Genomic DNA, 12213 nt, shown 5'->3' with positions numbered 1-12213 from the left:
TGTAAGGGATCATACGTGGCGACTGGTCGATCACCAACCCGCAAGCTGTCGCAGAATCCTACAAGAGCGCTGTATCAATCCTTTTTTTTATAACAGTTTTTTTCAAAGGATAGACGGCATTTGCCGATCAGAGACCCGCCTCACGTTCTTCGCCGTCAACCTCCAGCGACTGCTCTTCGCCACGGCGACGAATCTTCAGTTCACTGACCACCACGGCGACGACGATCAGCACGGCACCGAGCAAGGCCACGCCCGGCAGGCGTTCGCCAGCGATGCGTCCGACGATGCCGGCCCACACCGGTTCACCGGCGTAGATCAGGGTAGCGCGGGTTGGCGAGACCGATTTCTGCGCCCAGTTCATCGCCACCTGGATCACCGCGCTCATCGCCCCCAGGCCCAAGGCGCTGAGCAGCAACAGCCAGGAAAAGTCCGGCAGGCGTTCTTGAGTGGGCACCACCATCATGAACGACAGTGCCGAGGCGGTGGCCAGTTGCACCACGGTCACGCGGCGCACGTCCACTTGGCCGGCATAGCGGCTGATCAGGATAATTTCTGCGGCGATGGCCACGGCGCTGACCAGGGTGGCGATTTCGCCGGGGCTGAACTGCAACGAACCACCACCGGGGCCTGCCAGCAGCATCAGCCCGGCAAACGCCAGGCAAATTCCCAGGCTCGGCATCAGGCCCGGGCGACGGCCCAGCACCAGCCATTGCAGCAACGGCACGAAGGGCACATACAGGGCGGTGATAAACGCCGACTGGCTGCTGCTGATGGTTTGCAGGCCAACCGTTTGCAGGCCGTAGCCGAGCATGATCGACACGCCGATCAACACCCCGGCCTTGAGTTCGGTGGCGGTCAGCCCCGGCAGCGAACGGGCTGTGACCAGGCCGACGAACAATGCTGCGGCGGCGAAGCGCAGGCCGACGAAAAACATCGGCCCACTGACCTTCATCACGTTATGCACCAGCAAAAAGGTGCCGCCCCAGAGCATGGTGATAAACACCAGCACCAGTTCAGCCTTGCTCAGCCGGAAGGAAACGGGGGGGCGGTCAGCAGCGTTGGTTGGAGTCATGGCCTTGCACACGGAAGAGGGTCGACGCACAATTGCGGCGAAAGTGGGCAGTATACTGCGCAACCCCTATTGATGAGCAATATAGTGCACAAAGATTCCAGTCAACGCGCGTCGGTGCTTCAGCACGTCAGCCAGAACATTCGCCGCCTGCGCCATGCCGCCGAATTGAGCCAGAGTGCCTTGGCAGAAAAGTCCGGAGTCAGCCGGCGCATGCTGGTGGCCATCGAGGCCGGCGAAAAGAATGTCAGCCTGACCACCCTCGACCTGATCGCCGAAGCCCTGGAAGTGGCCTTCAGCGATCTGATCAAAGCGCCAGACAACCGCGACCCGAGCCGGATCAACGAACTGGCCTGGACCGGTGTGCATCCCGGCAGCAAGGCGGTACTGCTGGCAAGCTCCGCCGCCACCCGTGAAGTCGAGCTCTGGGAATGGCGCCTGGAGCCGGGTGAAGTCTACCCCTGCGAGCCCGATGCCGATGGCTGGAGCGAGCAGTTGTTCGTGTTCAAAGGCTGCCTGACCCTGGAGGTCGAGGGGCACCGACACCTGCTCAACGCCGGCGAGTTCTTCACCTTTGCCAGCAACCGCCGCTACGCCTATCGCAACGACGGCCAAGTGGCGACCCGCTTCGTGCGCAATGTGGTGATTTGAGCACGTGGCGGGTCACTGCATTTAACGCAGGGCGGCGGTCAGATAGTCCTCGGTGCAAATCACCTGGGCGTAAGCGAAGGCCAGCGACGCCATATAGGCTGCATGCACCTGCGCCGCCGGTACCGTAACACCGTTGAACTCCAGGGCGCGGGTCGCGCAGGCATCGTGAATCACCGTCACGCCATATCCGTAATCGGCAGCTGCGCGGCTGACGGCATCGATGCACATGTGGCTCATGCTGCCGATCACTGTGATGTCGCTGATTTGCCCGTCATCCAGCAGTTGCTTGAGCTCGGTTCCCAAAAATGCATTGACCTTGTGCTTGAGGACCACTGGCTCACCGGCGTGGTTGGCCGCCTTGGGGTGAATCTGCGCACCTGGCGAGCCTGGGGTGAAGAACGGTGCATCGCTGGACTCGAACTCATGGCGCACATGCACCACCAGGTCGCCGCGGCCGCGGGCGGCTTCAAGGATGCTGGCGGCGTTGTCGGCCGCCGCATCGGCGCCGTCCAGGGTCCATTTACCGCCGGGGAAGTAATCGTTCTGGATGTCGATGACGATCAGTGCCTGCTTGTTCATCGCAAAAGCCTCATGTGGGGGAGTGGTTGTGACGTGGTGATAGTTATAGGCTTGGGCGATGCGCTTGCGGATTGGCGCGAACGACAAATTGGCGGGAAAAACTGACAATGGCATTGGCGCAGGACACTCTGGAAATTGGCGTGCTGGTCTACCCCGGCGCGCAACTGGCCGCCGTGCATGGCCTGACCGATCTGTTTGCCGTGGCCAACCGTCTGCGCTCAGAACTCGGTGCGCTGGAGCGGCCGCAGTTGCGCGTCTGCCATTGGAGCGAGACGCCTGAGCAGCAACTGCAGGTAACCTTCGACACGCACCCCGGCATGCACCATCAAGTGCGCGCGATGATCATCCCGCCGAGCCTGACCCAGGCCCCTTCGCCCGAATTGCTCGAGCGCTACTGCGCGAACCTGCGCCAATGGCATGCCGACGGTGCGTTGCTGGTGTCGGTCTGCGTCGGGGTGTTTTTCATTGCCGCCAGTGGCCTGCTCGATGGGCGCCCGGCGACCACCCACTGGAACTTTGCGCAATCACTGGTCGAGCGTTTTCCGCGGGTTCAGGTCGAAGCCAACCTGCCGTTGCTCGATGATGGCGACATCATTACCTCGGCCGGGTTGATGGCCTGGACGGACCTGGGCCTGACACTGATCGCGCGTTACCTGGGCGAGACCCTGGCGGCGGAGACCGCGCGCTTTCTGGCGGTCGAGCGGGTCAGCGGCGGGCAACACCCCGGCAGCGTCTTCAGCCCCAGGCTGGACCACGGCGACGAGGCGGTGCTCAAGGTTCAGCACTGGTTGCAGGGCAGCGGCGCGCGTGAGGTTTCGCTCGCCGCCATGGCCACTTGCGCCGGCCTCGAGCAGCGCACTTTCCTGCGCCGCTTTCGCAGCGCCACGGGCCTCAAACCCACCGAGTATTGCCAGCAGGTCAGGGTTGGCCGGGCTTGCCGCATGCTCGAATTCACCAACCGCTCCATCGACCAGATTGCCTGGGGCGTCGGCTATCAGGACCCGGGGGCCTTTCGCAAAGTGTTCTTCAAGGTCACCGGGCTTGCCCCCAGCGACTACCGGCGCCGCCTCGCGACCCCGCTAGGCTGATCCTACTTTGGTACCGGTCGGGCTGAGCTTTTGCCGTTTTGCTGCTTATTATCCAGCGCAAACAAGATGGAGAACGCCATGAGCGCCCCTGAACAATCCGAGAACCCGCTGGCTGATGTACTGATAATCGGCGGTGGCTTGAGCGGTGCCCTGCTGGCAGCGCAGCTGTTGCGCCAGGCGGGCCGCCGCCGTGTGCTGATCATCGAGCCGCGCAATGAGCTGGGGCGCGGCGAAGCCTATAGCACCACGCACCTGCTGCACACGCTCAACGGCAACGCCGCACGCATGAGTGTTGACCCGGACAACGTCGACGATCTGAGCCAATGGCTAGGTCAGCATATTGCAGTCGGGGGCTGGCCAGAGTCGGCTGAGCAGCAGGTGAGCGTTGCCGAGTTGTTTCCGCCACGCGGGTTGTTCGGCGTCTATGCGCGCCAGCGTCTGGCCGAAGCGCAAGCGGCGGGCGCGCAACAGGGCTCGCGGCTTGAGCATGTGCAGGCCGAAGCCGTTGATCTGGCAGTGGACGAACAGGGCGTCAGTGTCAGCCTCGCCGATGGTCGTACCTTGCGCGCAGCCCGGGCAGTTCTGGCCACCGGCATGTTTGCCGCCGCGCGTACCACCCAGGTCAGCGACAATACGTTCAACAATGCCTGCGTAGATCCCTGGAATGTTCAAGCCATGGGCCCGGTCGACCCAGACGGGCGGGTGGTCATCATCGGTTCCGGTCTGACCATGGTTGATGCCGTGGTCTCGCTGCAGGCAGCCGGGCATCGCGGGCCGATCGAAGTGTTCTCCCGCCACGGCCTGTTGCCGCATGTTCGCCGTCAACCGCCCGCGTGGGAGGATTTTCTCGCCGCCGACCTGTCCCTTCGCAGCCCATTGCAACTGATGCGGGCTTTGCGCAATCAGTGCCGGTTGGCCCAGCAGCAGGGCATCGACTGGCAGGCGCCGCTGGACACCGTACGCGTGCATATCGGCCGGCTCTGGAGCCAGGCCAGTGAGCGGCACAAGCGCCAGTTCGTGCGCCACGTCCGGCCCTGGTGGGAGAGCCATCATCATCGTTCTCCGCCGCCGGGTGCGGCAGTGCTGGCGCGGCTGCTCGACGAAGGACGATTGCGTATCCATGCGGCGTCGTTGCAGGGAGTTGAAACCAGCGCCGATGGCCATCCGGTGGTAAAGCTGCGCTTTCGCGGGCAAACCCAGGTCGAGCGGCTCGACGCCGCAGCCCTGATCAACTCCACCGGTATTGAATACGACTGGCGTCGGGTTGCCCGTCCGCTACCGCAGAACCTGCTGCAACGCCGGCTGATCCAGCCGGGCCCTCTGGCCCTGGGCATCGCTGCCGATGCGCAAGGAGCGGTGCAGGATGCCGAGGGCCGCTACAGCCGGCGTCTGTTCGCCATGGGCCCGCCTTTGCGCGGCCTGTGGTGGGAGAGCACGGCGGTGACCGATGTTGCCTTGCAGGCCAAGGCGCTGGCCCAGCACCTGGCCGGGCCGGGTCGCTAGTCGTCGTGTTCGGGGCCGGGCTCCAGCAGTTGCGGGCCCGGGCCTTGTTCGCTGAGTTGGTCGTCACAGTTGCGCAGCGGGCAGCTTTGCAGCGACATGCAACCGCAACCGATGCAGCTGTCCAATTGGTCGCGCAGCACCATCAGCTTGTCGATGCGCCGGGTCAGGTCCTGGCGCCACTGCTCTGACAGCCGCTGCCAATCCTTCACACTCGGCGCCCGGCCCACCGGCAACGTCTGCAGCGCGGCATGAATGGTCGCCAAGGGGATCCCCAGGCGCTGGGCCATCTTGATCACCGCCACCCGGCGCAAGGTATCGCGCGGATAGCGGCGCTGGTTGCCGGCGCTGCGGGTGCTGTGGATCAGGCCCTTGCTCTCGTAGAAGTGCAGGGCGGTGACGGCAACGCCACTGCGCGCCGAGAGCTGGCCAACGCTGAGTACGCCCTGGGCCGAATCAGGCATGTAAAGAATATCTCTTGACCTCTAGTTAACTCGAGGTTTTACCCTGCCTGCCATTATCGCGCAAGCACATTGGCAGAGGGAGAAGGTTCATGCGGGTTTCAGACAACAGCCTGTGTTTTACCCAGATGATCGAGTTCGAGGTGCCGCCGGCCCGGCAACACGCCCTGGCCCAGGCGCTGGTGCTGCGCAGCGAGCACTTGGCTCAGCAGCACAACGGTTTGCTCGCTGCCAGCATCCAGGCCAGCGACGATGGCAGCCGGGTGCTGCAGTACCTGCAATGGCAATCGCGCTCGGCTTGGCAGACCGCTGTCAGCAGCTTCGAGCAGGAACCGTTCCTGCAGTTGATGCGCCAGCATCAGGCCAAGGGCGTCAACTTCAATGCCTTCCAGACCCTCAGCAGCCTGGCCCGCACGGCGGAGCACGGGCTGCACTGCCAACTGCCGATGGGCTCAGGAATACCAGGGTGAATGGTGAGGGTAGCGATCGAGCCGCGCGCCAATGACCATTTCGCTGATCCAGGCGCTGAGGATCGAGCTGTAGGCTTTCTGGCTGCGGTCGCTGGACAGCGCGTGGTCGGCGCCGTCGACGATCCGGTGGGTCAGGGAATGGGCGCTGACGAAGGCCGAGCGGTAGCTCATCAAGGTGCTGTGCGGCACGAAGTCATCCTGTTCCGACTCCACCAGCAGTACATCGCCGGCAAATTCGGCACAGGCGCCCAGCGCCCGATTGTCGCCCGGGCCCAGGGGGCGCTGGCGGTAGTCGGTGAGGCGTTGGCGGTTGAGCGCTTGCTTGGGCAGGTTCCATTCATCGTCCCAGTACAGCGCCGGGACCCTTAACGCCAACCATTTGACCGGGCGCGAGGCGGTCAGCAAGGTCGCCAGGTAACCGCCGTAGCTGCTGCCGATCAGAGCGATGGCGCTGGTGTCGACTGCCGGGTGGCTGACCAGTCGATCATAGGCGGCAACCAGGTCGGCCAGGTTCTGCTCGCGGGTAACGCTCAGGCGCTGGCTTTCGGTCTTCTCGTGGCCACGCAGGTCGAAGGTCATGCACACGCAGCCAAGGCCGGTGATCTGCTTGGCCCGGGCCAGGTCGCGTTGCTGGCTGCCGCCCCAGCCGTGCACAAACAGGATTCCAGGCACTTTGGACCCGGGGCTGACAATGGTCCCGGCGATGTTTTCACCATCAACCGGGATCTCGATCGGCTCGCTATGGATGGTCATAGTCGCGGATCCGTGCGTATTTGCAGACTCGTCCGATTTCACTATCGTCCCCCTGATAAAAAATCGTGGCATCGGCGGGCAGCGCTGGTGCGTCGAAGGTTTCGTGGGTGGAGGCGCGCACGCGTTTGAGCGCCGGGTCGGCAGCGAAGGCTTGCAGCGCCAGGACCTCGGCGCTGCTGGCGCCACCGATGCGCCACGATTGTTCGAGCACGCCGCTGCGCAGCTTGCCCTGGCTGTTCAGGCCTCGCGCGACATCATAGTTGCGCCGTGAGGCGATAAAGCCGGGGAAGGCCTGCAGCGCTGCCTGTTCGTAGGCCCTGGCCTGGGTAATGGCCAGGCGCAGGTGATCTTCCAGGTCCAGTTGCAGCAGGACGTCGTAGTCGCCGCGCACCAGCACCAGATCGGAACCGCCGTAGATTTCCTCGCCTTGGTGGTCGCGGGTCAGTTGCTGGGTGCCGTAGTAGCTGCAGAGGATGCCGGCGACCAGGGCCTGGCCGACACTGAAGGTCTGCACCTGGCTCAGGTTTTCTTCCAGGGTCAGGCCCCAGAGGCCGATCTCCTGTTCATCCATGCCGCCCAGCGCTTGCTCCAGGCCTTTCATGCTGTCGATCACGGTTTGCCCGCGACCTGCGGTCGCGCGCACCGGTTTCAGGCGCAGAGGGCCCTCGCGCAATAGCAGTTCTGCGGCGCGGATCGCATCGTCCAGGCTGAAAACGCTATAGCCGCGCAACAGTGCATTGTGGGCCAGTCGGGCAAAGTCATCGGTCCAGCCCAGCGGGAAACGCGCATCGGCGGGCAGCGGATGGGAAATCGCCTTGGTGGCCATGTAGGGTTGGCTGACCAAGCCGCCAAACAGATCCGTTGGCGCGCCAATGCCCATGGCCCGATAGCGCTCGGTGCCAATCAGGGTTTCGGTGGGCAGGTAATAGAAATTCTCCCTGGCCGTCGGCGGCTGGGCGGGGCTGACCACTTCGGTATGGAACAATTGGGCCAGGCGTTCGGCGAGCTTCAAGTGCACGCTGTGTTCATGCTCGGGGGTGCTCTGACGCGTATCCAGCAGTACCACACCTTGCTTGCGGTCGGTCGATCGGAGCATGGGCAGATCCTCTGCGCAGTTCAGGAGGCTTGCTTGAGTGCATCGATCAGCTCCTGCTTTTGCATGTTCGAGCCGGCGTCGATGCCTTTGCTGGTGGCCGCAGCGCGTTTGGCCGAATCGCTGTGAACCTTGGCTTTGCTTCCCTGTGACATGGCAATTTTTCCTGCGCAGGACTGTACTGATTGTGAAGTCCATAAGCGGCAGAAGTTCAGCAGGAGTGACTGACGGATAACATTTTGGTTATATAAATATATAAATTTATAATTTATTGTTCTATATGTGGCTGGTGCACTATTGCGTTGCACTTTGCCTACACGGATTTAGGAAACGCCTGCTTTGCAAGGCGACGACAACCAGAGAGCCTGCTGTCATGAACGATCTTCCGCTGTATTTCGACTACGCCGCCACGACACCGGTCGACGAGCGAGTCATCCAGGCCATGGTCAGGTGTCTGGGCGCTTCGGGCAACTTCGGCAACCCGGCCTCCAGTTCCCACTGCTACGGGCAGAGCGCCCGGGCGGCCGTGGAACGCGCTCGTGAGCAGGTTGCCAGGCTTGTGGGTACCCAGGCCGAGCAGGTCGTCTGGACCTCGGGGGCTACCGAGTCGAACAACCTGGCGCTCAAGGGCCTCGCCCAAGGCCGTCAGGGTGGTCACATCATTACCAGCCAGATCGAACACAAGGCGGTGCTCGATACCGTTCGCCAGCTTGAGAAAAACGGTTTCAGCGTGACCTTGCTCGCGCCGGACGACCAGGGCCTGATCACTGCCGAGGCGCTGCGCGCAGCCCTGCGAGACGATACCTTCCTGGTTTCGCTGATGCTGGTGAACAACGAATTGGGGACCTTCAACGATATCCCGGCGTTGGCTGAGGTGGTTCGTCAGCAGGGCGCATTGCTGCATGTGGATGCGGCGCAAGGGGCGGGCAAGCTGCCAATCGACCTGGCCCGCTGGCCGGTGGATCTGATGTCTTTTTCCGCACACAAGGTGTATGGGCCAAAAGGCATCGGCGCCTTGTATGTCGGTGAGCGTGCCAGGCCCTTGTTGCAGGCTCAGATACATGGCGGCGGGCATGAGGGCGGGCTGCGCTCCGGGACGCTGGCGACTCATCAGATCGTCGGCATGGGCGAGGCGTTTGCCGTGGCCCATGCAGAGCTTGAAGAAGAAACTGCACGCATCCGCCAGTTGCAGCAGCGCCTGCTCGATCAATTGCTGCCGTTGCCGGGCGTGCGCCTCAATGGCAGTGCCGGGCAGCGGATCGCGCACACGCTCAGCCTCACGTTCAGCGCCGAATGCCCTGACTTTTCTCAACTTGCCCAGTCCCTGGCATTCTCTTCTACCTCCGCTTGCAACTCCGCAGCCAACGCCGCTTCGCACGTGCTGCTGGCGCTTGGGCTTGAGCCACAGGCCGCGCGCCAGACCATTCGCCTGAGCCTGGGCCGTTACACCCAGGCCCAGGATATCGACCAGGCAGTCCGGGCAATCAAGACCTCGTTACAGTCGCAACCCTTCTGGGCAGTTGCCCATGGCTGAAGCCTGTTCCATTATCTGCGCCAACAACAATGGATGCCGTGGTAGCAGGAGTCAGTATGAACAGTCAGTCTTCAACGCAGGAAGCGGTGAATACGCGCCTGGCCCGTATTCGTGAAGTGATGCAGCGCGAAGGTGTCGACGCCCTTTTGGTGCCGTCGGCCGACCCGCACCTCTCCGAATACCTGCCTGGGTATTGGCAGGCCAGGCAATGGTTGTCCGGGTTTCACGGATCGGTCGGTACCTTGATCGTTACCGCCGATTTCGCCGGCCTGTGGGCTGACAGCCGCTATTGGGAGCAGGCGGAAAAGGAACTGGCGGGCAGCACCATCGAGCTGGTGAAGTTGCAGCCAGGCAAGCCCGGGCCCTTGGACTGGTTGGCCGAGCAGGCGCCTGAAGGCGGCGTGGTTGCGGTAGACGGTGCGGTAATGGCCCTGGCATCCGCCCGCCAGTTGGGCGAGCGGCTGAAGACGCGCAACGTGCGTTTGCTTACTGAAAAGGATTTGCTGGATCAGGTATGGGCTGATCGGCCCGCACTGCCCGACAATCCGGTGTACCAGCACCTGCCGCCCGAGGCCACGGTCAGCCGCGCCGAAAAGCTGGCCAACCTGCGCCAGACCCTGCGTGAGCGCGGCGCCGACTGGCACTTCATCGCTACCCTGGACGACATTGCCTGGCTGTTCAATTTGCGCGGTAGTGACGTTTCCTATAACCCGGTGTTCGTCTCCTTTGCCCTGATAAGCCAGCGTCAGGCCACCCTGTTCGTCGCCATGAGCAAGATCGACGAACACTTGCGTCATGTGCTGGAAGTCGATGGCATCAGCTTGCGCGACTATGCCGAGGTTGCCTCGGTGCTGGCCGCCATTCCCGCTAGCGATAGCCTGTTGGTCGATCCGGCTCGGGTCACCAGCGGCCTGTTGGCCAATACCGCTAATGGGGTTCGCCTGATCGAAGGGCTGAACCCGACCACGCTGGCCAAATCGCAGAAAAGCCAAGCCGACCTTCAACACATCCGCAAGGCCATGGAGCAGGATGGCGCGGCGCTGTGTGAATTCTTCGCCTGGTTCGAGGCAGCGCAGGGGCGTGGCGAGCCGATCACCGAGCTGACAGTGGATGAACAGCTCAGTGCGGCGCGTGCACGTCGCCCGGGGTTCGTTTCTTTGAGTTTTTCGACCATCGCCGCTTTCAATGCCAATGGCGCCATGCCGCATTACCGGGCGACTGACGAATCCCACGCGCGCATCGAAGGCGATGGCCTGCTGCTGATCGATTCCGGCGGACAGTACCTGGGCGGGACCACCGACATTACCCGCATGGTGCCGATTGGCACCCCCACTGCCGAACAGAAGCAGGACTGCACCCGGGTACTCAAGGGCGTCATCGCGTTGTCCCGGGCGCGCTTTCCACGGGGCATCCTCTCGCCACTACTCGATGCCATCGCCCGTGCGCCAATCTGGGCGGAGCAGGTCGACTATGGTCATGGCACAGGGCATGGTGTCGGCTACTTCATGAATGTGCATGAAGGGCCGCAGGTCATTGCCTATCAGGCGGCAGCTGCGCCACACACAGCGATGCAGGCGGGGATGATCACCTCGATCGAGCCGGGTACCTACCGCCCAGGCGAGTGGGGTGTACGTATCGAAAACCTGGTGTTCAACCGTGAGGCAGGCAACAGTGCGTTTGGCGACTTTCTCGAGTTTGAAACCCTCACGTTATGCCCTATCGACACCCGCTGCCTGCTGGTGCAACGGCTGAGTATCGAGGAGCGTGACTGGCTCAATGGCTATCATGCCCAGGTGCGCGAGCGCCTGGCGCCTTTGCTGGAAGGCGCTGCGTTGCAGTGGCTGCAGGTTCGTACCGAGCCGATCTGAGCCAAGCGGGTGAGGTACTGACAACAAGGGCAGCCCGTGGGCTGCCCTTGTTTTTTGGAGGAGGTTACTTGCAGATGACGATCATGCTGCGGCTGGTGTAGCCGGCTGGGTTGAGGCCGAACGGATAGTCACCGGGTTCGGCATCGCCATCACCTGAACGGGCAATGACTTTGTAGCCTTTGCTGCCGCAGGAGGCTTCGGCCTTGGTGTAGCACTTGTCCCAGGAAGATGACAGGCCAGAGCAATTGATATGCAGGCCCTTCTTGCCGCGTTTGACTTCAGTCTTCGCCGTCGCCGCACATCCAGCGATGGCCAAAATGGCTAGGATGAGCAAAATTCGTTTCATTCCTGTCCTTAATGCGTACCGGGTCTGTCGCCCGTGTCTAATTTCCTTTGCGCCTTCCTGGTGCTTGCTTGCGTCCCTGTCTTGTCAAATTAGATATCTTCAAGGTTGACGTTGGGTTACAGCTTAAAGATGGTGGATGCGCGGCACAATGACCAGTGTCTATTTAAATGCAAATATTTCTCAAATCAGTCGGCGGCAACCAGCGCCGGGCGCTCTTTGCGCAGTGACAGGGTGGCCCCTACTGAAGCTGTAATAATTGCAGCGATAGCCAGCCATTGCGCTACGGTCAGCACCTCACCCAGGAACAACAAGCCACAGAGCGCGCCAAATGCAGGTTCGATGCTCATCAAGGTACCAAAGGTCCGGGCAGGCATGCGCGTGAGGGCAACCATTTCCAGGCTGTAGGGCAGGGCTGTGGAAAGTATCGCTACGCCCAGCGCGACAGGCAGCAGCGCCGGGGTAAGCAATGCGCTACCGGCATGAATGATGCCGATGGGGGCAACAAATAGCGCGGCAATCATCACGCCCAGGGCTGCGGTCTGGATGCCGTTCTCGGCGCCGGCCTTTTGCCCATATAGAATGTACAGCGCCCAGCACACGCCCGCGCCCAGTGCATAGCTGGCGCCAATCAGGTCGATGCCGGCGCCGGTCTGGCCGATCGGTATCAATAGCAGCAAACCAATGACCGCCAGGCCAATCCAGAGAAAATCCACGGCCCGTCGTGAGGCATACAGGGCCACGGCCAGCGGGCCGGTGAACTCCAGGGCGACGGCAATACCCAGCGGCACGGTGCGCAGCGAC

The 12213-nt window shown here is 62.5% G+C and carries 14 protein-coding genes (1 of these 14 cut by a window edge); 6 read left to right on the top strand and 8 right to left on the bottom strand.

Annotation, left to right across the window (positions count from 1 at the left end; all coding sequences use genetic code 11):
- Positions 1-127 precede the first annotated feature (127 nt).
- Positions 128-1072 carry a DMT family transporter gene (locus F8N82_RS15645; RefSeq protein ID WP_038996126.1) on the bottom strand — a complete coding sequence of 315 codons (945 nt, stop codon included), beginning with the start codon at positions 1070-1072 and terminating at the stop codon, positions 128-130.
- Between the two features lie 84 nt (positions 1073-1156).
- Between F8N82_RS15645 and F8N82_RS15640 the strand changes: the two genes are divergently transcribed.
- On the top strand, positions 1157-1720 hold the full coding sequence (locus tag F8N82_RS15640) for a helix-turn-helix domain-containing protein (RefSeq protein WP_038996125.1): 564 nt from the start codon (positions 1157-1159) through the stop codon (positions 1718-1720).
- A 21-nt stretch (positions 1721-1741) separates the two neighbouring features.
- On the opposite strand, the gene F8N82_RS15635 is transcribed toward F8N82_RS15640, so the two are convergent.
- The gene (locus tag F8N82_RS15635) at positions 1742-2299 is read right to left on the bottom strand and encodes a cysteine hydrolase family protein (protein ID WP_038996124.1); all 558 of its coding nucleotides are present in this window, start codon (positions 2297-2299) and stop codon (positions 1742-1744) included.
- 107 nt (positions 2300-2406) lie between these two features.
- Between F8N82_RS15635 and F8N82_RS15630 the strand changes: the two genes are divergently transcribed.
- Positions 2407-3387 carry a GlxA family transcriptional regulator gene (locus F8N82_RS15630; RefSeq protein ID WP_038996123.1) on the top strand — a complete coding sequence of 327 codons (981 nt, stop codon included), beginning with the start codon at positions 2407-2409 and terminating at the stop codon, positions 3385-3387.
- Positions 3388-3465: 78 nt separating this feature from the next.
- Complete coding sequence (locus F8N82_RS15625; RefSeq protein ID WP_038996122.1) at positions 3466-4890, top strand: FAD/NAD(P)-binding protein; 1425 nt, start codon at positions 3466-3468, stop codon at positions 4888-4890.
- On the opposite strand, the gene soxR is transcribed toward F8N82_RS15625, so the two are convergent.
- Positions 4887-5351 (bottom strand): redox-sensitive transcriptional activator SoxR, encoded by a 465-nt coding sequence (gene soxR / locus F8N82_RS15620; protein ID WP_038996121.1) that lies wholly within the window; start codon positions 5349-5351, stop codon positions 4887-4889. The two genes, F8N82_RS15625 and soxR, sit on opposite strands and share 4 nt — an antisense overlap.
- Before the next feature lie 89 nt (positions 5352-5440).
- On the opposite strand from soxR, the gene F8N82_RS15615 reads away from it, so the two are divergent.
- A complete protein-coding gene (locus F8N82_RS15615; RefSeq protein ID WP_038996119.1) occupies positions 5441-5818 on the top strand; it encodes an antibiotic biosynthesis monooxygenase in 378 nt (125 codons plus the stop codon).
- On the opposite strand, the gene F8N82_RS15610 is transcribed toward F8N82_RS15615, so the two are convergent.
- Genes F8N82_RS15610 through F8N82_RS15600 form a run of 3 tightly spaced genes read right to left on the bottom strand, consistent with a single transcriptional unit; the run spans position 5801 to position 7819 of the window.
- Positions 5801-6571 carry an alpha/beta hydrolase family protein gene (locus F8N82_RS15610; protein ID WP_038996118.1) on the bottom strand — a complete coding sequence of 257 codons (771 nt, stop codon included), beginning with the start codon at positions 6569-6571 and terminating at the stop codon, positions 5801-5803. The two genes, F8N82_RS15615 and F8N82_RS15610, sit on opposite strands and share 18 nt — an antisense overlap.
- Entirely contained in the window at positions 6558-7667 is a 1110-nt protein-coding gene (locus tag F8N82_RS15605; protein WP_080764777.1) for a DUF3182 family protein, read from the bottom strand. Before F8N82_RS15605 ends, F8N82_RS15610 begins: the two co-directional genes overlap by 14 nt.
- 20 nt (positions 7668-7687) lie before the next feature.
- The gene (locus F8N82_RS15600; RefSeq protein ID WP_256584484.1) at positions 7688-7819 is read right to left on the bottom strand and encodes a hypothetical protein; all 132 of its coding nucleotides are present in this window, start codon (positions 7817-7819) and stop codon (positions 7688-7690) included.
- A gap of 218 nt (positions 7820-8037) precedes the next feature.
- Between F8N82_RS15600 and F8N82_RS15595 the strand changes: the two genes are divergently transcribed.
- Positions 8038-9198 carry an aminotransferase class V-fold PLP-dependent enzyme gene (locus F8N82_RS15595; RefSeq protein WP_038996117.1) on the top strand — a complete coding sequence of 387 codons (1161 nt, stop codon included), beginning with the start codon at positions 8038-8040 and terminating at the stop codon, positions 9196-9198.
- A 56-nt stretch (positions 9199-9254) separates the two neighbouring features.
- Positions 9255-11066, top strand: coding sequence for an aminopeptidase P family protein (locus F8N82_RS15590; protein ID WP_095162020.1), 1812 nt, complete (start codon positions 9255-9257; stop codon positions 11064-11066).
- Between the two features lie 64 nt (positions 11067-11130).
- Here F8N82_RS15590 and F8N82_RS15585 read toward each other — a convergent pair whose 3' ends face one another.
- Entirely contained in the window at positions 11131-11412 is a 282-nt protein-coding gene (locus F8N82_RS15585) for a hypothetical protein (protein WP_095162022.1), read from the bottom strand.
- 185 nt (positions 11413-11597) lie between these two features.
- A protein-coding gene (gene rhtA, locus F8N82_RS15580; RefSeq protein WP_095162024.1) for a threonine/homoserine exporter RhtA crosses the window boundary here: on the bottom strand, positions 11598-12213 show its 3' portion. It continues 272 nt past the right edge of the window; only the last 616 of its 888 coding nucleotides appear in the window; its start codon lies beyond the right edge, outside the window; its stop codon occupies positions 11598-11600.

The sequence above is a fragment of the Pseudomonas fluorescens genome, from assembly GCF_902497775.2.
GTDB classification, from domain to species: Bacteria; Pseudomonadota; Gammaproteobacteria; order Pseudomonadales; family Pseudomonadaceae; genus Aquipseudomonas; species Aquipseudomonas putida_F.
This window is presented reverse-complemented; position numbering and strand designations above follow the sequence as displayed.

Coding starts and splice junctions, on each gene's coding strand:
- F8N82_RS15585 (WP_095162022.1), bottom strand. CDS start 11,412: ATGAAACGAATTTTGCTCATCCTAGCCATTTTGGCCATCGCTGGATGT.
- F8N82_RS15595 (WP_038996117.1), top strand. CDS start 8,038: ATGAACGATCTTCCGCTGTATTTCGACTACGCCGCCACGACACCGGTC.
- F8N82_RS15590 (WP_095162020.1), top strand. CDS start 9,255: ATGAACAGTCAGTCTTCAACGCAGGAAGCGGTGAATACGCGCCTGGCC.
- F8N82_RS15635 (WP_038996124.1), bottom strand. CDS start 2,299: ATGAACAAGCAGGCACTGATCGTCATCGACATCCAGAACGATTACTTC.
- F8N82_RS15645 (WP_038996126.1), bottom strand. CDS start 1,072: ATGACTCCAACCAACGCTGCTGACCGCCCCCCCGTTTCCTTCCGGCTG.
- F8N82_RS15630 (WP_038996123.1), top strand. CDS start 2,407: ATGGCATTGGCGCAGGACACTCTGGAAATTGGCGTGCTGGTCTACCCC.
- F8N82_RS15625 (WP_038996122.1), top strand. CDS start 3,466: ATGAGCGCCCCTGAACAATCCGAGAACCCGCTGGCTGATGTACTGATA.
- F8N82_RS15615 (WP_038996119.1), top strand. CDS start 5,441: ATGCGGGTTTCAGACAACAGCCTGTGTTTTACCCAGATGATCGAGTTC.
- F8N82_RS15610 (WP_038996118.1), bottom strand. CDS start 6,571: ATGACCATCCATAGCGAGCCGATCGAGATCCCGGTTGATGGTGAAAAC.
- soxR (WP_038996121.1), bottom strand. CDS start 5,351: ATGCCTGATTCGGCCCAGGGCGTACTCAGCGTTGGCCAGCTCTCGGCG.
- F8N82_RS15605 (WP_080764777.1), bottom strand. CDS start 7,667: ATGCTCCGATCGACCGACCGCAAGCAAGGTGTGGTACTGCTGGATACG.
- F8N82_RS15600 (WP_256584484.1), bottom strand. CDS start 7,819: ATGTCACAGGGAAGCAAAGCCAAGGTTCACAGCGATTCGGCCAAACGC.